The sequence below is a fragment of the Cedecea sp. genome (genome assembly GCF_036500665.1).
GTDB lineage: Bacteria > Pseudomonadota > Gammaproteobacteria > Enterobacterales > Enterobacteriaceae > Cedecea.
Genome location: NZ_DASYBS010000130.1, coordinates 1 through 20,038 on the forward strand (window position 1 = coordinate 1; position 20,038 = coordinate 20,038).

The 20,038-nt window shown below is 54.6% G+C and carries 24 protein-coding genes and 1 pseudogene; 23 read left to right on the plus strand and 2 right to left on the minus strand.

Features of this window, described 5'->3' with window-relative positions; translation table 11 throughout:
* Positions 1–139: DUF481 domain-containing protein (locus VGM55_RS20925; protein WP_331636565.1), on the plus strand; the 139-nt coding region annotated here is incomplete at its 5' end.
* Positions 140–191: 52 nt separating this feature from the next.
* Here VGM55_RS20925 and VGM55_RS20930 read toward each other — a convergent pair.
* Complete coding sequence (locus tag VGM55_RS20930; RefSeq protein ID WP_331636548.1) at positions 192–1,088, minus strand: helix-turn-helix domain-containing protein; 897 nt, start codon at positions 1,086–1,088, stop codon at positions 192–194.
* A 246-nt stretch (positions 1,089–1,334) separates the two neighbouring features.
* On the opposite strand from VGM55_RS20930, the gene VGM55_RS20935 reads away from it, so the two are divergent.
* The 22 genes and pseudogenes from VGM55_RS20935 (at position 1,335) to VGM55_RS21040 (ending at position 19,807) form a co-directional block, all read left to right on the plus strand.
* Positions 1,335–1,640: a hypothetical protein gene (locus tag VGM55_RS20935; RefSeq protein ID WP_331636549.1), complete on the plus strand. Its 306-nt coding sequence runs from the start codon at positions 1,335–1,337 to the stop codon at positions 1,638–1,640.
* 74 nt (positions 1,641–1,714) lie between these two features.
* On the plus strand, positions 1,715–1,936 hold the full coding sequence (locus tag VGM55_RS20940; RefSeq protein WP_331636550.1) for a TraR/DksA C4-type zinc finger protein: 222 nt from the start codon (positions 1,715–1,717) through the stop codon (positions 1,934–1,936).
* 4 nt (positions 1,937–1,940) lie between these two features.
* Positions 1,941–4,004 (plus strand): replication endonuclease, encoded by a 2,064-nt coding sequence (locus VGM55_RS20945; RefSeq protein ID WP_331636551.1) that lies wholly within the window; start codon positions 1,941–1,943, stop codon positions 4,002–4,004.
* 63 nt (positions 4,005–4,067) lie between these two features.
* Positions 4,068–4,262, plus strand: coding sequence for a hypothetical protein (locus tag VGM55_RS20950; RefSeq protein ID WP_037424869.1), 195 nt, complete (start codon positions 4,068–4,070; stop codon positions 4,260–4,262).
* A gap of 205 nt (positions 4,263–4,467) precedes the next feature.
* Positions 4,468–4,671: a tail protein X gene (locus tag VGM55_RS20955; RefSeq protein WP_331636566.1), complete on the plus strand. Its 204-nt coding sequence runs from the start codon at positions 4,468–4,470 to the stop codon at positions 4,669–4,671.
* Positions 4,672–4,674: 3 nt separating this feature from the next.
* On the plus strand, positions 4,675–4,893 hold the full coding sequence (locus VGM55_RS20960; RefSeq protein ID WP_012005317.1) for an HP1 family phage holin: 219 nt from the start codon (positions 4,675–4,677) through the stop codon (positions 4,891–4,893).
* Positions 4,877–5,389 carry a lysozyme gene (locus VGM55_RS20965; RefSeq protein WP_331636552.1) on the plus strand — a complete coding sequence of 171 codons (513 nt, stop codon included), beginning with the start codon at positions 4,877–4,879 and terminating at the stop codon, positions 5,387–5,389. The genes VGM55_RS20960 and VGM55_RS20965 overlap by 17 nt, the downstream gene beginning before the upstream one ends.
* A 39-nt stretch (positions 5,390–5,428) precedes the next feature.
* Positions 5,429–5,893: a phage tail protein gene (locus tag VGM55_RS20970; protein WP_331636553.1), complete on the plus strand. Its 465-nt coding sequence runs from the start codon at positions 5,429–5,431 to the stop codon at positions 5,891–5,893.
* Between the two features lie 88 nt (positions 5,894–5,981).
* Positions 5,982–6,617, plus strand: a complete 636-nt coding sequence (locus tag VGM55_RS20975; RefSeq protein ID WP_261097060.1) for a phage baseplate assembly protein V — start codon at positions 5,982–5,984, stop codon at positions 6,615–6,617.
* Positions 6,614–6,964, plus strand: coding sequence for a GPW/gp25 family protein (locus VGM55_RS20980; protein ID WP_331636554.1), 351 nt, complete (start codon positions 6,614–6,616; stop codon positions 6,962–6,964). Before VGM55_RS20975 ends, VGM55_RS20980 begins: the two co-directional genes overlap by 4 nt.
* 4 nt (positions 6,965–6,968) lie before the next feature.
* Positions 6,969–7,877, plus strand: coding sequence for a baseplate assembly protein (locus VGM55_RS20985; RefSeq protein ID WP_331636555.1), 909 nt, complete (start codon positions 6,969–6,971; stop codon positions 7,875–7,877).
* Positions 7,870–8,391, plus strand: a pseudogene (locus VGM55_RS20990) (phage tail protein I); the annotation flags it as partial. The gene VGM55_RS20985 and the pseudogene VGM55_RS20990, both read left to right, overlap by 8 nt.
* A 2,768-nt stretch (positions 8,392–11,159) precedes the next feature.
* A complete protein-coding gene (locus VGM55_RS20995; RefSeq protein WP_331636556.1) occupies positions 11,160–12,896 on the plus strand; it encodes a phage tail protein in 1,737 nt (578 codons plus the stop codon).
* A gap of 2 nt (positions 12,897–12,898) precedes the next feature.
* On the plus strand, positions 12,899–13,423 hold the full coding sequence (locus VGM55_RS21000) for a tail fiber assembly protein (RefSeq protein WP_331636557.1): 525 nt from the start codon (positions 12,899–12,901) through the stop codon (positions 13,421–13,423).
* Between the two features lie 198 nt (positions 13,424–13,621).
* Positions 13,622–14,791, plus strand: coding sequence for a phage tail sheath protein (locus tag VGM55_RS21005; RefSeq protein WP_331636558.1), 1,170 nt, complete (start codon positions 13,622–13,624; stop codon positions 14,789–14,791).
* A gap of 13 nt (positions 14,792–14,804) precedes the next feature.
* Positions 14,805–15,314 carry a phage major tail tube protein gene (locus VGM55_RS21010; RefSeq protein WP_006323695.1) on the plus strand — a complete coding sequence of 170 codons (510 nt, stop codon included), beginning with the start codon at positions 14,805–14,807 and terminating at the stop codon, positions 15,312–15,314.
* A 66-nt stretch (positions 15,315–15,380) separates the two neighbouring features.
* Positions 15,381–15,668, plus strand: a complete 288-nt coding sequence (locus VGM55_RS21015; protein WP_331636559.1) for a phage tail assembly protein — start codon at positions 15,381–15,383, stop codon at positions 15,666–15,668.
* 20 nt (positions 15,669–15,688) lie between these two features.
* Positions 15,689–15,823: a GpE family phage tail protein gene (locus VGM55_RS21020; RefSeq protein ID WP_084797495.1), complete on the plus strand. Its 135-nt coding sequence runs from the start codon at positions 15,689–15,691 to the stop codon at positions 15,821–15,823.
* Complete coding sequence (locus tag VGM55_RS21025) at positions 15,816–17,873, plus strand: phage tail tape measure protein (RefSeq protein ID WP_331636560.1); 2,058 nt, start codon at positions 15,816–15,818, stop codon at positions 17,871–17,873. The genes VGM55_RS21020 and VGM55_RS21025 overlap by 8 nt, the downstream gene beginning before the upstream one ends.
* Positions 17,874–17,885: 12 nt before the next feature.
* Positions 17,886–18,347: a phage tail protein gene (locus tag VGM55_RS21030; RefSeq protein ID WP_331636561.1), complete on the plus strand. Its 462-nt coding sequence runs from the start codon at positions 17,886–17,888 to the stop codon at positions 18,345–18,347.
* Positions 18,344–19,498: a contractile injection system protein, VgrG/Pvc8 family gene (locus tag VGM55_RS21035; RefSeq protein WP_331636562.1), complete on the plus strand. Its 1,155-nt coding sequence runs from the start codon at positions 18,344–18,346 to the stop codon at positions 19,496–19,498. The genes VGM55_RS21030 and VGM55_RS21035 overlap by 4 nt, the downstream gene beginning before the upstream one ends.
* 90 nt (positions 19,499–19,588) lie before the next feature.
* Positions 19,589–19,807: a DNA-binding transcriptional regulator gene (locus tag VGM55_RS21040; protein ID WP_331636563.1), complete on the plus strand. Its 219-nt coding sequence runs from the start codon at positions 19,589–19,591 to the stop codon at positions 19,805–19,807.
* 153 nt (positions 19,808–19,960) lie between these two features.
* On the opposite strand, the gene VGM55_RS21045 is transcribed toward VGM55_RS21040, so the two are convergent.
* On the minus strand, positions 19,961–20,038 hold a 78-nt coding region (locus VGM55_RS21045), incomplete at its 5' end, for a 50S ribosomal protein L19 (protein WP_331636568.1).

The window sequence follows — 20,038 nt, forward strand, 5'->3', positions numbered from 1 at the left end:
AACCGCGCTAAGCGTCGCGATTAACGAAAGGTTCGCACTGCGTCTGGCTTATAACGTGACTTACAACAGCAAGCCGCCAGCCTCAGCACCGAAGAACACCGATACCACAACGTCCATCAGCCTGGTATACGGTCTGTAATCCTTTCGCCCAGTACACTGATTCCACCAAGCCCATCATCGATGGGCTTTTTTTATGCCTGAGGCGTCAGAGTCAACCAGACCATGCCCAAAGCTTTCAGCGCATCGGTGGAACACTGGAAGTCAGCATTCCCCCCACTGACCTGAACCTGATTACCCGGCAAACGTGCAATATCATAGACGTCGATATTGCCATCGATATCAATCAGCCAACGGCCATTGGCAATGTGCGTCACGGCCAAATCCACCAGCCAGGATAACCGACCGCCGTCAACATAGGCCGGTTGCGCTACCCCTGCCGGGATCAGCGAACTGTCCGCCAACCATTCTCCCGCATCTTTCAACTGCCCGGCGACGAGCCGGTATTTCGGCAGCGCCCGCCCGCCAGTCGGTACCGCCACCGCCGTGCCGCCACTGCCCATTTCCCCCTGCCCGGTTGCCAGCCACAACAGAGAAACGCCGGTATCCAGAGCGCAAGTCACCACGATATCTCCCGGGAAATAGTTACGACGAACCCAGGTGCTCATGGTGCCCGACGAAATACCCAGTAAATCTCCCAATTCTTTCTGCAGACTGAAGCCATAGGCATCGAGAATGCGGCGCAGCACACCTTTACCGCCAGAGGCCAGAACCCGATCGTAGAGCGCTTTTCCCTGCGCGGTTTGAATCGGTTTACGTTCACTTTTTGTTTTTGCAAGCTCTCCGGTCATAAGCCAGGCCAAATCAGCGCCCGTAGCCAGCGCGCAGCTGATGATCACATAGCCGGGCACGCTGCCACGTTGCTGCCAACTGCTGATGTTGTTAGGGGCTATCCCCAGGATTTCACTCAGCTCTTTCTGCGTGCCAACACCATAAGATGAAAGGATCCTTTCAATCACTGCGCCTACTGAGGCGTTATCGTTCACAGTCTCTTCACGCATATCATCACCGATTAAAATCAAAATTTGCATTTACAAGTCGCATTTTGCGATCTAAAGTGCCACATAAATGTTTCACAAACGGCTTAAATGTCACTTTAGTTAAGATGATGCGACATGATTGATGAAAATGCAAACATCGCGGTAGTCCAATAGCAAGTTATGCTGCCATTGGTTAACGGTAAGCAGGCACGTTGCTCACACAGTGAGGGTGATTCGAACCGAGATCTGCCTCGCTTTTGCAAGCCCATATATCACTTAGCATCTAAGGAGGTTGCCATGCTGTTGGCGAATGAAGAGCAACGGGCTATCGGCCTACGGCGTATTGCTGAAATCCGCCGCACGCTATTCGTTCAATATAAAAATCAGGCCGAGGAGATCTACAACACGGCACCGCTGCATCTACGTCACACGCTCTGCTTTCATGCAGGCCTGACCGAGCGTCACGTGATGTTGCAGTTCCACGAGATGAGCTATCCCCAGCGACAGAAAATCGTCGCTGCACTCAATGCATTCATTGAACTGGGCAAATCACTGCCGCGCTATATCAGCGAAGAGGATTGCCTGCTGAATCAGAAAAAATAGCCGTTCTGCAACCTCTGGCGTGCAACCCGCCGGATGTCGTTCGGCCAAAATTTACCCTATCTGGAGAACACACCATGGCTGATACCATAGATATGGCGCAAGAACGCCAGGCCTTGATGCTCGAAAAGCAGATCGCGCACGCCAGGCCCGTAGTCACCCAAGCCTCAGCGCAGTTTTGCGTAGACTGTGACGGGGAGATCCCCGAGGTACGACGCCGCGCGATTCCCGGCGTAAGCCGCTGTATAGCCTGCCAGGAGATCGCAGAGGCTCAGCAACGTCACTTTATCCGACGTTAATACGATGCCGACTCCCCCCGACCTTATTGGCCCCCCGCCTTCGCCCTTGTTTGAAGGTGCCTATCCCTGGAATGCTCCGCGGCCAGCCATTGGCCGCGAACCCACGCTTAACCGCGATCGGCTACGCCAGTGGCAGGCCTCGCTGCGCCGCATCAATACCCTGCCTTATTATTTGCGCATAAAGTTTACCGAGCGCCACCAACTTCTGTTGCGTCAGCAAGGCGCGCAGGCTGCCTGGCACTATCTGGTGCGGGTTTTCGACCGCCGCATATGGCCACGGATCCAACAAGTGAACAATAAATTTGGCCAAAATCACCAAGCCTCAATGCACTTTGGCAATGAGGCCGACAGCTATAGCGCTTTGCCAACGCTGGGCGACAAGGCGCTGGAACAATTGGCCAAACGGATCGCCGGTCAGTTACTGGCACTTTATCAAAGCGAGTGCGACAGCCTACTGACCAAGCATGCAGGAGACTCCTCTGTCCTGCTGCGGGACGAAATTCAATCAAAACTGTATGGCCAGATTGCAAGCATGGCACGCGCTTTTAATATTCAGCCCATGCATTGGCACTGTTATCGCAAAGGGTTGCTGGACAGCCACCGCGCGGTAGCGGCACTCTCCAGACTGACCAGCGATCGTTGGTGGCTACGGCGCCTGAAGATGCAACGTATGCAGTGGCGCGAAGCGCTGCTGATCGCCATTGGCAACGTCAGCCGCAACACTTCCCCCTATGCCAGCCGTCAGGCTATTCGTGACGTGAAGGCGCGCCGTCAATCAAATCAGGATTATCTTCGCCGCTGCGATTTGGAAAATACCCTTACCGGGGAGCGTGTCGATCTGATGGAGAAAGTGCTGAGCAGCATCGCCAACCCGGCTATCCGCCGTATGGAGCTGATGAATACCCTCGCAGGCATTGAAACCTACGCCGCGCGCAGCACCCATATCGGGCTGTTTGTCACCCTGACGACTCCCGCACGTTTTCATCCCACTCGAACCCTTGGCGGCCACGGCAAGGCACGCTTCAATCACCGTTGGGATCCTGAAGACTTCACCCCAAAAGACGGCCAACGCTACCTGGTGAAGCAATGGAGCAAAATGCGCACCGCATTTAAGGATCGTCAACTCCAGGTCTACGGTATCCGGGTGGTGGAACCACACCACGACGGTACGCCGCATTGGCACCTGATGCTGTTTACTCCCCAAACTCACCGTCAACCGGTGATCGATATTCTGCTCCGTTATGCACTGCAGCAGGATGCCGGGGAACCCGGAGCGCAAGAGAATCGTCTCCAGTATAAGCACCTGAATCGAGGGGGTGCGACAGCTTATATGGCCAAATACATTGCCAAGAATCTCGATGGCTATGCGCTGGAGGAAGAACTCGATCATGAGACCGGTACCCCGCTGAGTGAAACCGCCAATGCCGTCAGCGCCTGGGCCAGCACCTGGCGTATTCCGCAGTTTCATCCTTTTGGTTTACCCAGCATGGGCGCATACCGCGAGTGTCGTCGCATTCGTGGGCAAAGCCTGACGCAGCAGTTCGATGAGCGAACCGAAGCCGTACGCGCCGCCGCCGATACTGGCGACTTTTCCGGTTATATCGATGCCCAGGGCGGTGCCAACGTGCCTCGCAGCCGGCAATGGGTACGTGTAGCACGTGATGACGCGCCCACACTGAACAGTTATGACGAACGAGTGCAAAAAGTGGTCGGTATTTATGCTCCTCATCTGGGTTCCGAACGGGTATACCGGACAAGGACGCTGCAATGGCGCATCGTTGCCAAAAGCAGCGAATCTGCGACACCTTGGAGTTCTGTCAATAACTGTGGATCCGCTCTCTTCAACGGCCCGAAATTGGCGCCCTCCGCACGTCTGAATCCAGCACAACAGCAGTATTGCCTGACGATTGCCCGCGATCTTCGACAGACAGGTATCGATCCTCAGCGCTGGCAGCTGGAAGTATTAGCAAGAGGAGGGAAAATCAGCTTTGACGGTCAACTTGTACAATTTCCGCTAATCAATGACTGGGCCAATTTTTACTGCACAAATGATAAATCCAATCATTGACGCCTTTAGCGTTTTGCTTAATACTGTATAAATAGACAGTATACTTAAGAGAGGGCAAGAACAGTGGAAATTATGGATAAACAACAGCTAACACTGTCCCGCATCCAGTTCATCGCCGATGTTTCGCAGGCTGCGCAGTGCAACGCCTCCGAATTTCTGATCGCCATGTCGCTGATTTCGGATCTGGCCGGCCAGGTGCTGCCAAACAATGATTATCAAGAAATATTTTACCCGGCCGACGGACAAGACTCTCGTTAAACCAGCCCCTGCTTACGCTAAACCCCCTTTTCCAACACCCGCCGCTGGCGGGTGTTTTCGTTTCTGCGTCCGGTATTTTCTGCCCTCGGTTGTGCCAGCCCATCCACAACCCCATCGCGTTGCCGACGCCTGCCTGCTACGGGAAACTGGCGCATATCCAGGGCCTTCGCGCCTACCGCATTTTCCCCCACGCAGGAGCGTAATGATGAAAATTTATGCACAACAAGGCGACACCATCGACGCGATTTGCTGGCGCTATTACGGCAGCACTCAGCGTCTGGTGGAGCAGGTCTATCTCGCTAATCGCGATCTGGCCGACGTAGGCCCGCTACTCCCCCACGGTCATCCGGTCGAACTGCCGGATCTGCCGGCGGCCGCTCAACGAGAAACCGTCAAACTGTGGGACTAAGCGATGGAAAAACTCACCTCAACGCTTGCCTACCTCACGGCGGCCTGCCTGGCCTGGATGGGGCGACATTCCACACAGGACATTGCCCTCCTGGTCGGCGCTGCGGTCGGCGTCGGTACTTTCGCGGTCAATTGGTACTACCGGCGTAAAAGTTACCAGCTGTTGAAATCGTTAAAAAAAAACGGTTTGAAACGCGGAGTCTACGATGAGCTCACTCGCTAAACGCTGCAGCGTGGCGGCTATTCTGGCCCTCGCCACCCTGCTGCCGCGGTTCAATACCCTACACACCTCTGAGCAGGGATTGCGGCTGATTGCCGATTTCGAAGGCTGCCGGCTCGCCCCCTATCAGTGCAGTGCCGGGGTCTGGACCAACGGCATCGGCCATACCGCTGGTGTGAAAGCCGGCTCCGTCATCAACGAACGTCAGGCAGCGGCCAATCTGATCGAGGATGTCCGCACCGTCGAACAAGGGATAGCCCGTTGCATGACGGTAGAGATGCCTCAGCCGGTTTACGACGCAGTCAGCGCCTTTGCCTTCAACGTTGGCGTCAGCGCTGCCTGCAATTCCACATTGGCCACCTTTATCAAACGCCAACAATGGCAGGCAGCTTGCGACCAGCTACCGCGCTGGATCTATGTCAAGGGCGTTAAAAGCCAGGGGCTGGAACGCCGTCGCACTGCCGAACGTGCGCTGTGCCTGCAAGGTGTCCAGCGCTGATCGCAGCTGCTTAGACTCAACCATTCAAGGAGAGACATCATGTTAAAACCCGAGCAGTTGCGTGCTGCACTGACCACCGCTCTGCCAGACCTGCAGACGCACCCCGATAAGTTACGCATCAGCCTGGATAACGGCCGCGTAGTCTCGACATTAGGCACTTCGCTGTCATTCGAATACCAATACCAGCTCAATCTGACACTGAGCGACCAGGCAGCCGAAGAAGATCTGGTGATGGTCACTGTCCTGGCCTGGTTGCGCAGCCACCAGCCCGACATTCTCGCCAACCAGGATAAACGTAAAAACGGTTTTGCCTTTAAACGCGACGTCAGCGCCGCCGGCCAGCTAGATCTTCAACTGCAATTGACCGAACGCATCCAGGTGGAACAGCGCGAGGGTGCACTGCATATCACCCCCCTGGCCGAGCCGCCGGAGCCGGAGAACGTCATTCGCTTCACCCGCGTTTACCTGCACGGCGAGCTGATCAGCCAATTTCAGCAGCCATAAACTGACCCAAGGGACGGCTTCTGTTGTGCTGGCGTCAGCTAAACGCCGCCGCGTTGTCGCCCCCCTTATACGGCGGCATTCTTAACAGATGAACACAGACAACTTCGATATTCAGCGCCTGGTGCGCAACCTGATACGCATCGGCACCATCAGCGAGCTCGATCTCGAACGCGGGCGCTGTCGCGTTGCCACCGGTGGCAACCTCACCGACTGGCTTAACTGGCTAACCGGCCGAGCCGGTGACGCCCGCTGCTGGTGGGCACCCAGCGTAGGTGAACAGGTGCTGGTGCTGTCGCTGGGAGGCGAGCTTGACACCGCCTTCGTGCTCCCCGGCATTTTTTCCGATGCCCATCCCGCGCCGTCAACCTCGGCTCAGGCGGCACACATCACCTTCCCTGACGGCGCGGTGATCGAATACGAACCGGCAGAGGGGGCACTGAAAGTCACGGGTATCAAAAGCGCCACCATTGAAGCCACAGAGCAGGTAAGCGTCACTGCACCGGCCATCACCTGTCGTGCAACGAGCAAGATCACGCTGGATGCCCCCGAAGTGGAATGCACCCAGCTATTAACCACCGGCACCATCGCCATCCGGCAGGGCGGCTCGATGACCGGCGATCTCAACCACTCCGGCGGCAGCATCAGTTCTAACGGCGTGGTGGTACATACCCACACCCACGGCGGCGTGCAAAACGGCGGAGGCCAAACGGATAAACCAGCATGAATAACGCGAAATATCTCGGCATGAACCGCGGCTCCGGTCGCACGATCACCGATCTTGACCATATCCGCCAGTCGGTGAGCGACATTTTAATCACCCCGATCGGCTCACGCATTATGCGCCGCAATTACGGTTCGCTGCTGTCCGAGCTGCTGGATCAGCCGCAAAACGACGTGCTGCGGCTGCAGATTATGGCCGCCTGCTACAGCGCGCTGCTGCAGTGGGAGCCGCGCATTCAACTTAGCGGCATCACCTTTAACACCACCATCGACGGAAAAATGGTGGTCGACATTACCGGCAACCGTATCGATACGCCGGATACCTTTTCTCTTTCTGTTTCTGTGAGCTGACACCATGGCAACCATTGACCTGAGCTTATTACCCGCCCCCACGGTGGTAGACCCCCTCGACTACGAGTCGCTGCTGGCCGATCGCAAAGCCACGCTGATTTCCCTTTACCCGGAAGAACAGCGTGAAGCCATTGCACGCACGCTGACGCTGGAGTCGGAACCGATCGTCAAACTGCTGCAGGAAAACGCTTACCGCGAGCTGATCCTGCGCCAGCGCATCAATGAGGCCGCTCAGGCGGTGATGCTCGGCTATGCCGGCGGTAGCGATCTCGATCAGCTTGGCGGTAACTTCCAGGTTGAACGCCTGGTGGTCCAGCAGCCTGACAATGCGGTCATTCCTCCGGTGGCGGCGATTATGGAGTCCGACAGCGATTTCCGTGTGCGCATCCAGCAGGCATTCGAAGGTCTGAGCGTTGCCGGCTCCAGCGGCTCCTACGAATACCACGGCCGCTCCGCCGATGGCCGGGTAGCCGATGTTTCTGCCACCAGCCCCAGCCCGGCCAATGTTCTGATTTCTGTGCTCTCACGTGAGGGTGATGGCACCGCCAGCGCCGAGCTGGTGGCTATTGTCGATAAAGCGCTGAACGATGAAGACGTGCGCCCGGTGGCGGATCGGGTCACCGTCCGCTCCGCCACTATCGTTAATTACAATATCGATGCACTGCTCTATCTCTACCCTGGTCCGGAAGCCGAGCCGATCCGCCGTGCTGCCGAAGCCAAGCTGAAAAGCTACATCAGCGCGCAGCACCGCCTGGGCCGTGATATCCGTCTTTCGGCGATTTATGCCGCTCTGCATGCCGAAGGGGTGCAACGGGTGGAACTGAAAAGCCCGCAGGCCGATATCGTGCTGGATAAAACCCAGGCGTCGTACTGTGCCAGCTATCTTCTGACGGTAGGAGGCTCCGATGAGTGATCGTTTGTTGCCGGTAGGCTCCTCACCTCTGGAGGTTGCTGCGGCGGCGGCCTGCGCCGAGCTGGCCGCGTTGCCGGTACCGCTGCGCGAGCTGTGGAACCCGGCCACCTGCCCGGTCAACCTGCTGCCGTACCTGGCCTGGGCGTTTTCGGTCGATCACTGGGATGAAGGTTGGACGGAAGAAACCAAACGCCGCGTCGTCTCCTCTGCCTTCTTCGTTCATCGCCATAAAGGCACTATCGGCGCCATCCGCCGCGTGGTGGAGCCGTTGGGTTATCTGATAAAACTGCGTGAATGGTGGGAAACCAACGCGGAACCCGGCACCTTTTCACTGGATATCGGCGTGCTGGAAAATGGCATCACCGAAGAAATGTACCTGGAAATGGAACGGATGATCGCCGACGCCAAGCCGGTCAGCCGCCACCTGACCGGCCTGGCGCTGAACCTGGAGGCCTCAGGCAATATCGAGGTGGCCGGTGGCCATTACGACGCCGAGATAACCACGGTATATCCGGATTATGTCGAGTTCGCCCGCCAGATGCTGGAGGGTCACTATCAGTTTTTACTACGTAATACTGGCACCACCCTGGATTCGACCCAACAACATTTTGTTCTCAACGCAGAACATGTTCTGGCCGACTCACGCCATGAACGAGAGCTTTCCCGCATGGCGGGATTGCCCAATGACGCCACCACCGAGGGGCAGGCGTTGCAAATTCTCGGCTATGCCCATGCCTACCTGGCAACCCAACAACAGAAGTATCTGGATCAGGCCATTGCCTGTTTCGATGCTTATGTGACTCATTTTTACGACGGTGCCCCCATCCCGGAAACCCCTCAGCGTTGGGTAGCCAACTGGATCGTCAATGCCAAGGAGCCGGTACCTGCCAACTGGCCGGTAGACACTAAAGATCCGACGCACAGCGGTTTCAAAGGCGTCCCCATGACCTTCACTAAAGGCAAAACGCAGATCCCGCAGGGCGCACCTTACTGGGGAGAATATCTGGATATCGCTACTTTCGCCTTTGACGGTACCCTGGCCTGGGACGCCATCAATGCGCAGGTGCGTGCAATTGACGCCGCCGGCAACGTGGACTGGAGCAGTGACGGCAAGCGTTACGACGTCGCGTGGATCATTAACTGGCAGGGTTATCAGATTAGCGCCGACGGCGACATTCTGGCCCAGGGTCTGCCCGCTGCGCAGTTTGGTACCGTTCAACTGAAAGATGACACGCTCAACGGCAGTCATAAGTTGAACTTCGCCAATCGTCAGCCCGTCGAGCACGGCGGCATCATGATTGAACGTAATCAGGTTCAGCACAATCGTCCGCTGCATGTCCCCGTCCCGCACAATGCCATGGGCAATGCGGCAGACGCCGAGCTATGGTTCGCCGATGCCTGTCACCTGCTGTACAAAATCACCGGCGAGCAGCGCTATTTCAACGCCTGGAAAAGCGTTGAATTCACCGCCATGGAATACACCGATATTGACGCGCAGGATAAGTTTTTCCGCCAGAGCTTGCATGCCAATACTCCCTTCACCGACGGCATCTCCTACGACTGGTCATATCCTGCCGATGCGCCAGTCAGTTATGCACGCAACGCCGAAGGCATGATCAGCCTGCGCAAAGAAGTGGCGTCGCAACAGTCGCTGGAACAGCAAGCGGTATGGTTCCGCATCAACAACCAATCGAAAGTACGCACCACTTTCGGCGGTGTTGATGACAAAAACCAGCCGATTTCCTGCAAATTACAGCTTGCTATCGCACCAGAAAAAGATGCGACACAAACCACTGACTGGGGCATAGGTCTGCCGCAGTCCACCCAAAATCAGGTAAAAACTTACGATATCCCACTCACCAGTCTGGCTGCGTTGACCCACAAAGATGGCAGCGATTATCTGCTGGCCGACCTGCGTGCCGTGACCGATTACGGCGGTTGCGCGATCAGCAGCCTGTTTGAGGAGCAAGTTTACGATCGGCGCAGCGCAACGGTAATCAACGCACGCTACCCTAACGATGACGCCGGAATGGTGATCGGTGCCTGGCTGACGGACGAAGAACGTTTTCCTGTTAACCAATTGGTTTATCGCGCCGATGCCAATTTCAATCTGCGGCTAGAGGACGACGACCAATGGCGCTGGTACTGGATGCTGCCTGCCACCGGTGGCCAATGGAGGCTGGCGACCTTTGACCCTGCAAGCGCAGTGTTAAGCGGTTATCAACCAGACCATCAGGATACTGACGAGAAACCTGCCCACCCTAATTTCATTACGGTTGAGCAGGTTACCGTGCTGCAAGACGGCAACGTAGCGGACGCCAACTTCAGTTACTACGTACTGAATGATATTCCGCCGACCTTCAGCGCCGACGATGGCTACACCATCAAATACCGCGTCACGCTGCAGGCGGAAAACCCTTATACCGCGCTTTTGGGGGATTGCACCCTGCTGGGCCATCGCCAGGACAGCCTGTTCTGCACGCCCGGCGTGATCCCCTTTTCCAATATCTATCAGGCAGACAGCCAACAGTTCGACGGCTGGCACGGCATGCCTTATCCAGGCTACCAATACCCCTTCATTTTCGTGCATGCCGATGCCGATCTCGACGGTCTGATGCTGAACAACATGACCGAGTTTCTGTGGCAGTCACAGCAATGGTACCAGCAGCAGTTTGGCGTATTGGGGCCCGGCGCTTCCGCTTATATCTGGAATCGCTGGGACAACCTGAGCTACGGCAACGCGGACAGCTGGACCATGCATCACTGGGGCGATGGGACTGCCTGGTCCGGTTATCAGCCACGAGCCTTCTTTGGCGCTGCACGCGCTTGGCATGAGCTGAAACTGGCGGGTAAAACACCGCCGGCCAAATTGGTCAGCTATGTCGAAAACTGGTTGAGCTGGCTGATTGGTTTTACTCAGGATTCTGGCGGTATTACACCGACCGATTTCCCGATGACCGGCATCCCACAACCCGATAAACATGACTTTACCGGCCATATATGTGGCCTTTGGTTGGCCGGAGCCGTGATGGCAAAAATGGCCGGTAGCGAGGTCATTGGAACAGAACACTTTATTGAACAATGCGTTACAGAGTTACAGAAGAATTATCTCACCAGTGGGGATGTGATGGATGGCGCCTGGTCGCCGGCACCGCGTCCCGGCACGGACAACGGGATGTTCTTCGGTTTTTGGTCGGGTGAAATCCTGCGCGGATTGAGCCTGTATGTGATGTACAAGAGCGGCCTCAACTATCCGGCCGACAAACAGAAGAGAGCAACGACATGACAGCAAAATACCGCGCCCTGCTCACCGATCAGGGCAAAGCGCTGCTGGCTAACGCCGCGGCAACTGGCCAGAAGCTGGAGATCACCCAGATGGCGGTCGGCGACGGCGGTGGCTCAGCCACTTTGCCCAGCGAAAACCAAACCAAACTGGTGAATGAGAAGCGACGCGCTGCGCTCAATTCCCTGCAGGTTAACGCCAACAGCAGCAACCAGGTGATCGCCGAGCAGGTGATCCCGGAAGATACTGGCGGCTGGTGGATCCGCGAACTGGGGCTATACGATAAAAATGGCGTACTGGTGGCCGTGGCCAATACTCCAGACACTTACAAGCCATTACTGGCTGAAGGTGCCGGTCGTACTCAGGTAGTGCGCATGGTCCTATTGGTCAAAGGTGATGCCAGCGCAGTGATCGTGGCGGACAAAACCGCCGTGCTGGTTTCCCGCGATACGTTGGATGCGGCTATCGCCGAACATGCCCGTTCACGTAACCACCCGGATGCCACCCTGCTGGCCAAAGGGTTTACCCAATTGAGCAGCGACAGCAACAGCAACAGCGAAGTCCTGGCGGCGACGCCAAAAGCGGTGAAGGCGGTTAATGATGCAAGTCTCAAAAAAGCCGATAACCTTTCGGATCTGACCAACAAGGCCGTCGCACGTGGCAATCTCGCACTGGGTAATGCTGCCACAAGAAACGTGGGGACTGGAGCTGCAAATTTGATGGAGGTTGGTGCATTTGGTTTTGGCGCAGGCGTATCACATCATACCGACGCCTACAGCAACCTCGGTGAAATTTATCGGGTCAACAGCACATCAAAAAATGCACCAGGTGGCGGTGTCTATGGCGTACTGAACCTGCCTTGTGATGGAGGCCCTTCCAGCGGATATTTGGCGGTACAGAATAATGGAACTGCCTATATCGGCAGCTCCAGCACACAGGATAGGCCTCTGACGTGGTCCAGAATCTATACTACGGGCTTTAAACCTACGGCGGCGGATGTTGGGGCCTACAGCAAGGCCGAGGCCGACGGCAAGTTTGTCAAACAGAGCGGAGACATAATGACTGGTGAATTGACCGGTCAATATAACGGTCCACAAGTTTTTTCTGAACAATATAATTCTAAAGCCGCATTCTACGGTGAGTTCTCTGCGCGCTCAACAAACGCATATAGTCCGTTAATCAAACAGAAAATAACCATTGAAAATAAATCATCATGGGCAATGTCACAGGGCAGTTTGGCACTTGATGGTAGTCCTAAATGGTTAATGCAATTTAGAGGTTCCGCAGGGCAAGATATTCAATTTTCATGGTCAACAGAAGGTGATTTTATAGCTCCAAAAAGCTTAAAGGCTGGAAACACACTTTTTGTTGGCAACGCCAACATGACTCCGGATGGAAACATCTGGGGCACACGCTGGAATCCCAATGGTCAATGGCTATGGGATGCAATAATAGCCAACATTAACGCTGCACGTGACGCAGCCTGGGGACATGCTGATCAAGCTGCTAATGCAGCACAAAATAATGCCAACGACTGGGCATATCAAAATCTCATTCAAGGGGTTCGCCTATCAGGCCGAACTGTTATCGCCGATACCGGTGGAAGAATGGATTTACCGTCAGGTTGCGTTTATAGCGGTATGTCAGGTGCAAACTATAATCCAGGTATTTGGGGCGCTTACTCGGCAATCCAAGTTTTAAGAAACGGCCAATGGGTTACTATCGGGACAGAGTAATAATGAAGCATTTAAAAAACTTTAAGCAGTACACACCAAAAAAGCCGTCACTGGGTCTAGATGTAACTTATTTATGTGATGAAATTGGTAATGACTGGTATGAACATCAAAAGGATTTTTCGCCTGACACTATAAAGGTTGCCTATGATAGCAACGGTGTTGTTTGTGCATTCTCACATGATGTATCTATGTTATGGCCATTTAATTTATCTGTTATTGAATTGAAAAAAAACAATATACCCGAGACACTATCAGACACCGGTGAGTGGATGTTTAGCGGAGAGGTAATTATGCCACGTATATATTCACAGTCTGAACTTGCAAAACACGCTCAGCAAGAGAAATTAAAACTTATTGCCTTAGCCACGAAGATTATAGCACCATTGCAAGATGCTAAAGATTTAGAGATTGCTAACAAGGAAGAGTTAATGAAGTTAAAAACATGGATATTTTTCCGCATCCAGATTAATCGCATTGATGTGAATGCTGCACCAAATATCACTTGGCCAACAGCCCCAAATATCTGATAAAGACATTAGTAATGAGCCGTTCTCTGATGTTTAGCAATACACGCTTTACGCCTTGAAGATAAAACGCCCCGCCTGGGGCGTTTTTTTTATCTTGATTTTCCTGCTGTTGTACCAGTTCTCATACATACCCAATGAGATGCACCCCTCCGTCACGCAAGGCATTCTGTTGTTACCAACCACAAACGGAGTAATGCTATGGGTGATTATCACCACGGCGTGCGTGTCCTCGAAATCAACGAAGGCACCCGCGTAATTTCCACCGTCTCAACGGCGATTATCGGCATGGTTTGTACGGCAGAAGATGCCGATGCAACCCTGTTCCCCCTCAACACTCCGGTGTTGATCACTGACGTTCTGGCCGCCAGTGGCAAGGCCGGCAAGAATGGTACCCTGGCACGCTCGCTGTTGGCGATCGCCGAGCAGGCCAAACCGGTCACCGTCGTGGTACGCGTGGCGGAAGGCAAAGACGAGGCCGAAACCACTTCCAATATCATTGGCGGCGCTGATGAGAACGGTAAATATACCGGCATGAAAGCCTTGCTGGCAGCACAGGCCGAGCTGGGCGTGAAGCCCCGTATTCTGGGTGTACCAGGCCACGACAATCTGGAAGTCGCTACCGCACTGGCCGGCATCTGCCAGCAACTGCGCGCCTTCGGTTATATCAGCGCTTACGGCTGCAAAACCGTTTCCGACGCCATCAAGTACCGCGCAGGCTTCAGCCAACGCGAACTGATGCTGATCTGGCCGGACTTTGTTAACTGGAATACCACCACCAACAGCAGCGATATCGCTTTCGCCACCGCTCGGGCACTCGGTCTGCGCGCCAAAATTGACCAGGAAACTGGTTGGCATAAGACTCTGTCCAACGTCGGCGTCAACGGCGTCAGCGGTATTTCGGCCAGCGTATTTTGGGATCTGCAAACCGTCGGCACCGACGCTGACCTGCTAAACCAAGGCTGTGTGACCACCCTGATCCGCAAAGACGGCTTCAAGTTCTGGGGCTCACGCACCTGTTCCGACGATCCGTTATTCCAGTTCGAAAACTACACCCGTACCGCGCAGGTATTGGCTGACACCATGGCAGAAGCGCATCTGTGGGCCGTTGACCGCCCGGTGACGCCAACGCTGATCCGCGACATGATCGACGGCATCAAAGCCAAGTTCCGCGAGCTGAAATCCGCCGGGCTGATCATTGACGGCGACTGCTGGTATGACGAAAGCGCCAACGACAAGGAAACCCTGAAGGCCGGCAAGCTGTTTATCGATTACGACTACACCCCGGTACCGCCGCTGGAAGACTTGACCCTGCGTCAGCGCATTACCGACCGCTACCTGGCGAACTTCGCCGCGTCCGTGAACAGCTAAGGAGACCTGAATCATGGCACTGCCAAAAAAACTGAAATACCTGAACCTGTTTAACGATGGCTTCAACTACATGGGCGTGGTCTCGGCCATGACCCTGCCAAAACTGACCCGCAAACTGGAGAAATTCCGCGGTGGCGGTATGAGCGGTGCTGCGTCTGTGGACTTCGGTCTGGACGACGATGCGCTGGTGGTCGAATGGACCATGGGCGGCATTGATGAGCTGGTGCTGAAGCAATGGGGCCGCGTCGATGCGGTACCCCTGCGCTTCACCGGTTCTTTCCAGCGCGATGACACCGGTGAAGTATCGGCGCTCGAAGTGGTCATGCGCGGTCGCCACAAAGAAATCGACAGCGGCGACTTCAAACAAGGCGAAGACACCGAGACCAAGGTTTCTACCGACTGTACCTACTTCAAGCTGAGCATCGACGGCAAAGAGCTGATCGAGATCGATACCGTCAACATGATCGAAAAAGTCGACGGAGTGGATCTGCTGGCGGCCCACCGCCGCGCTATCGGTCTGTAATTTACCACTTCAATGGCCAGCCTTGGTGCTGGCCCTGTTTCCTCCTGACAATAATTGGATACCCCCATGGAACTGAATACATCCTCAGAAAACACCGTTGTACTGGAAACCCCGATCAAACGTGGCGACAGCGAGATCCGTGAAGTACAGGTCACCAAACCGAATGCAGGTAGCCTGCGCGGTATCGGTCTGGCGGCGCTGGCCAACGCCGACGTCGACGCCCTGATCACCATCCTGCCGCGCGTGACCTATCCAAACCTGACCAAAGAAGAGTGCGCCCGTCTGGAACTGCCGGACCTGATTGCGCTGGCCGGCCAGGTGATCGGTTTTTTGTCACCGAAATCGGCCGAGTAAACATCGACCCCGTTCTGACCGTGGACGATCTGATGGCGGACATCGCAGTGATTTTTCACTGGCCGCCCTCGGAGATGAACGGCATGACGCTGACCGAGCTGATGGACTGGCGCTATAAGGCCCTTCAACGTAGTGGAGTAAATACAGATGAGTAGCAGCGGCAGCAAAAAAACGTTGGCAAACGCGGACACCAGCATCCGCAACCAGCAAAAGCGGCTAAAAACAGAACAAAAAAACCAGGCTCAACTAACCCAATTACTGAAGATAAAAGCGGCGCAGGCCGACGTACTGATTGAGCTTGATGCGATTCAAAATACCCGTATGGCTTTGCCCGCGTTTTTATCTTCCCCCAAAGATATTGAAACGGCACAGCAGGCGAATCTCAATCACGTCGTGCAAAAGGCCCGTGGAGCCATTTTATCGCTCCAGCAAGGCCATCTGGAAAAACAGCTCCAGGGCAAAGGGATTGATACCGCCAATTTAACCGGCGCCCAGCAACGCTCACAAGTAAATTCAGAGACCGCCCAAAACCTTCTTAGCCGCCAACAACGCGCCCGCCAAAAACTGAGTCAGCAAAGACGTACAGAAGTGCTTGGTGATTTTCAAACCCGACAGAACGGAATTGGAAAGATTCACGATGTTACTTCAAAGGGGTTGGGACTGGCAGGTAGTGCCTTCAACACCGGTAAAGATTTGCTGGCACCGGGTATGAAGTTTGAACAGCAGATGTCCGGTGTGCAGGCGCAGTTGGGATTAAACAACGACGACCGCCGGTTAACAGCCCTGCGCCAACAGGCAACCGGCAGGGTGTCCAAGGGACAGTCCCCGCAGGAGGTCGCTGAAACGCAATCCGCTCTGGCCGCCGCTGGCTACAACCCTCAGGAAGTTTTGGCTGCGGCACCTGCAGCACTGAATCTGGCCAAGGCCAGCGGCAGCAGCATCGAGGAAGCAGTAAAAGCGCTGTCGGGTATCCAGCAGGCGTTTCAGCTGCCGGCCGATCAGGCTGGAAATATCGCCGATATAATGGCCAAAGCCAGCAGCAGCTATCAGTGGAGCCTTGATGAGTTCGATAAAAAAATGCGGACCGCCGCACCGGCAGCCCTCCAGAGTGGGCAGGGCCTGGAGCAAACCGCCGCACAGTTGGCCCCACAAGGGCACAGCCTGGGGAGCGTTGATGGCGCCGCTCAGGCGATGGTCACCGTACGGGGGGATAATCTGGATGGCGATATCAAGAAACTGTTCGCTTCCTGGGACAGCATCCGCATCGACCTGTTCGATGGGCAAAACTCAGCCCTACGGCAGTTGACGCAAACCGCGACCGGCTGGCTAAACACCCTGGGTCAATGGTCAAAAGAAAACCCTGCGTTGGCCAATACCCTGATGACGGTAGCCATTGCCGTAACCGCACTGACTGGCGGCCTGTCAGCCATAGGTACCTTTATCGTGCCGGCGCTGAGCGCCATTAACATGCTGATGGCCGGTGCGGGTCTACTGGGCACCGTATTCACTTCCGTTGGCGGCATGATAGCCGGAGTCTTTGCTGCCCTCAGCCTGCCCATTGTCGCCGTAGTCGCAGCGATCGTCGGAGGGGCCGCCTTAATCTATAAATATTGGGAACCGATTAGCGCCTTTATCGGCGGAGTCGCGGAAAGTTTCAGTACGGCAATGGGTCCTATTAGTGAGGCATTTTCTCCAGTGATTGCAGCCTTTAACAGCCTCATGGACAAGTTAAAACCGGTCTATAACTGGTTTATGCAATTATTGACACCGATAAAAAGCACTCAGGAAGAACTGAACACCGCAGCGGCTTACGGAAAAATGCTGGGCGAATGGCTGGTTTGGGCATTCAGGCTGCCCGGCGATGCGCTTAACCAGTTGATTGGCTTAATCGGCAAGGCACGAGGCATCATTGATTCGGCCATTGGATGGTTTAGCAATGAAAAAAGGGATCCAACCTCGGAAAAATATGACAGCAGCCTTTCCCCCAGCGGGGGCGTGTTGAGTTTGGGCAACGAAAACTATCGTGCCGTTCGCCCTGCCGCGCCCCCTAACCTTTCGGATAACAGCGTACTGACCAATAACATCGCCATCAACGTACCGGAAGGAACTACCCGTGACGAAATGGAACGTGTCGTCCGTTCAGCCATGATGGACATCGAAAATACTCGCCGTAATCAGCACCTCAGCGCTTATGCGCAGGTATAAGGAGCCAGACTAATGATGCTAACTCTGGGACTGTTCGTATTTATGTTACGCACCCTGCCCTACCAAACCATGAACCGTCAGCTGAGCTATCGCTGGCCGACAGGAAGCCGTGTCGGCCAAAGACCAAGTGCTCAATTTTTGGGCGCGGATGGCGAAATGATCACCTTAAGCGGACAACTGATGCCTGAGCTAACCGGTGGGCGGCTATCTTTACTGGCGCTGCAGACCATGGCCGAACAAGGGCGTGCCTGGCCGCTTATTGAAGGCAGCGGCACCATTTACGGTATGTTCGTGATCGAGAAAATCACTCAGGACAGCAAAGAATTTTTCGCCAACGGTCAACCGCGCCAAATTTCCTTCACCATCACATTAAAGCGCGTAGATGAATCGCTGCATGCCATGTTCGGCGATTTGCGCCACCAGGCTGGCGACCTGCTGGCGAAAGCGCAAAAAGCGACGGGAATATCATTATGATCGCCGACGTTTATCAACCTATGGGGGCCAAACCGGCCCCCGACTTTATCCTGACGCTGGCAGATAAGGATATTACCAATGATATCCGTCAGCGGCTGATCTCTTTAAACATGGTAGATAATGGCGGCCTGAGCGCCGATCAATTGACCATTAATCTGGACGACAGCGATGGCCTGATGTCCCTACCCAGTCGGGGGGCCATTCTGGAGTTGTTTCTTGGTTGGAATAACTCAGCACTGGTTGGCCAGGGCAAGTTTATTGTCGATACTATCATCCACTCTGGCGCTCCAGATCTCATATCAATCACAGCCCGTAGCGTTGATTTTCGTGGCTCGTTAAACGAATCCCGCAGCGAGTCTTATTCAGACAAGACCTTTGGCGAAATCGTGCAACAAATTTCAACGCGTAATGGGCTGAACGCCCCCTATTTGAGCGATGAGTTGGCCGCAATAAAGATTGCACATATCGACCAAACCAATGAGACCGATGTTCAATTTCTTTCCCGGCTGGCCTTGGCAAATAGTGCGCGGGTGACTATCAAATACCAGCGCCTGCAGTTTATCAAACCCGGGTTTGGTCGTAGCCCGCGTGGCGAGCCAAACCCTATTAAAACACTGACCCGCAGTGACGGCGACACTCACCGTTTTGAACTGAAAGATCGCGGCGGTTACACCGGTGTCAGTGCCAGTTGGCTGAATACCGAACATCCGGAGCGCGCCAACAGCAGCGTACAAGTAGAACGGGAAATCCCGCAGGCAAACGCCAGTACCTCCCGGCATCCTGCCGCCAAATTCGCTGACAAAACAGCTACCGCCCCACAGCAAACCAGTAGCTATATGGTCGGTAAAGAAAAGCAGGTCTGCCACATTGCAAAAATCTATCGTGATAAAGAAACCGCCATGCGGGCAGCTCAGTCACTGTTTGAGCAATTACAAAGAGGGATTGCAACCTTCAGTATCAGCCTGGCCACCGGACAGCCAGACCTGTTCCCTGAGACCCCTATCCGAGTTTATGGTTTTAAGGAAGCTATCGATCAGCAGCTGTGGGTGGTTAATAAGATCACCCATACCTTAAGCAACAGTGGCTTCTTCAGTAATCTGGAGCTTAACGTCTACATTGAGGGTGTTGAGATCACTACCAAAGAGAATTAATCTCGCTTTCGAAAAGCAAGTCTTGCTTTTGCAAGTCATCGAGCTATTATAAGTCATATAACTTGATGCAGTCGAAAGAGGGATTCAACTATGATGCACTGTCCACTTTGCGGTAGCGTGGCCCATACTCGTTCCAGCCGTTACCTGAGTGAAGCGACCAAAGAGCGCTATCACCAATGCCAGAACATTAACTGCAGCTGCACTTTTGCCACGCATGAGTCCGTCGCGCGAGTGATTGTGAAGCCTGGCGATATTATCCCGGTTCAGCCGCACCCGGAAAAAAACAAGCCGCGCGCCGCCGCGCTGTAAGGCAAAGAGCCTGCCACCGCAGGCTTTTTTATATCGGCGGAAACTTACTTTTACGCAACAAAATCTTGCAAATGCAATCAACAGATCTTAAGCATAAAAAAAGGGGTTGGCATATGCCAACCCCTTCATAGATATTAACTTTTGGATGCAGCGTTAGCCGACGCGGTTCAGACGCTCTTTGATACGAGCAGACTTACCAGTACGCTCACGCAGATAGTACAGTTTGGCTTT

Coding starts and splice junctions, on each gene's coding strand:
- VGM55_RS20930 (WP_331636548.1), bottom strand. CDS start 1,088: ATGCAAATTTTGATTTTAATCGGTGATGATATGCGTGAAGAGACTGTG.
- VGM55_RS20935 (WP_331636549.1), top strand. CDS start 1,335: ATGCTGTTGGCGAATGAAGAGCAACGGGCTATCGGCCTACGGCGTATT.
- VGM55_RS20940 (WP_331636550.1), top strand. CDS start 1,715: ATGGCTGATACCATAGATATGGCGCAAGAACGCCAGGCCTTGATGCTC.
- VGM55_RS20945 (WP_331636551.1), top strand. CDS start 1,941: ATGCCGACTCCCCCCGACCTTATTGGCCCCCCGCCTTCGCCCTTGTTT.
- VGM55_RS20955 (WP_331636566.1), top strand. CDS start 4,468: ATGAAAATTTATGCACAACAAGGCGACACCATCGACGCGATTTGCTGG.
- VGM55_RS20960 (WP_012005317.1), top strand. CDS start 4,675: ATGGAAAAACTCACCTCAACGCTTGCCTACCTCACGGCGGCCTGCCTG.
- VGM55_RS20965 (WP_331636552.1), top strand. CDS start 4,877: ATGAGCTCACTCGCTAAACGCTGCAGCGTGGCGGCTATTCTGGCCCTC.
- VGM55_RS20970 (WP_331636553.1), top strand. CDS start 5,429: ATGTTAAAACCCGAGCAGTTGCGTGCTGCACTGACCACCGCTCTGCCA.
- VGM55_RS20975 (WP_261097060.1), top strand. CDS start 5,982: ATGAACACAGACAACTTCGATATTCAGCGCCTGGTGCGCAACCTGATA.
- VGM55_RS20980 (WP_331636554.1), top strand. CDS start 6,614: ATGAATAACGCGAAATATCTCGGCATGAACCGCGGCTCCGGTCGCACG.
- VGM55_RS20985 (WP_331636555.1), top strand. CDS start 6,969: ATGGCAACCATTGACCTGAGCTTATTACCCGCCCCCACGGTGGTAGAC.
- VGM55_RS20995 (WP_331636556.1), top strand. CDS start 11,160: ATGACAGCAAAATACCGCGCCCTGCTCACCGATCAGGGCAAAGCGCTG.
- VGM55_RS21000 (WP_331636557.1), top strand. CDS start 12,899: ATGAAGCATTTAAAAAACTTTAAGCAGTACACACCAAAAAAGCCGTCA.
- VGM55_RS21005 (WP_331636558.1), top strand. CDS start 13,622: ATGGGTGATTATCACCACGGCGTGCGTGTCCTCGAAATCAACGAAGGC.
- VGM55_RS21010 (WP_006323695.1), top strand. CDS start 14,805: ATGGCACTGCCAAAAAAACTGAAATACCTGAACCTGTTTAACGATGGC.
- VGM55_RS21015 (WP_331636559.1), top strand. CDS start 15,381: ATGGAACTGAATACATCCTCAGAAAACACCGTTGTACTGGAAACCCCG.
- VGM55_RS21025 (WP_331636560.1), top strand. CDS start 15,816: ATGAGTAGCAGCGGCAGCAAAAAAACGTTGGCAAACGCGGACACCAGC.
- VGM55_RS21030 (WP_331636561.1), top strand. CDS start 17,886: ATGATGCTAACTCTGGGACTGTTCGTATTTATGTTACGCACCCTGCCC.
- VGM55_RS21035 (WP_331636562.1), top strand. CDS start 18,344: ATGATCGCCGACGTTTATCAACCTATGGGGGCCAAACCGGCCCCCGAC.
- VGM55_RS21040 (WP_331636563.1), top strand. CDS start 19,589: ATGATGCACTGTCCACTTTGCGGTAGCGTGGCCCATACTCGTTCCAGC.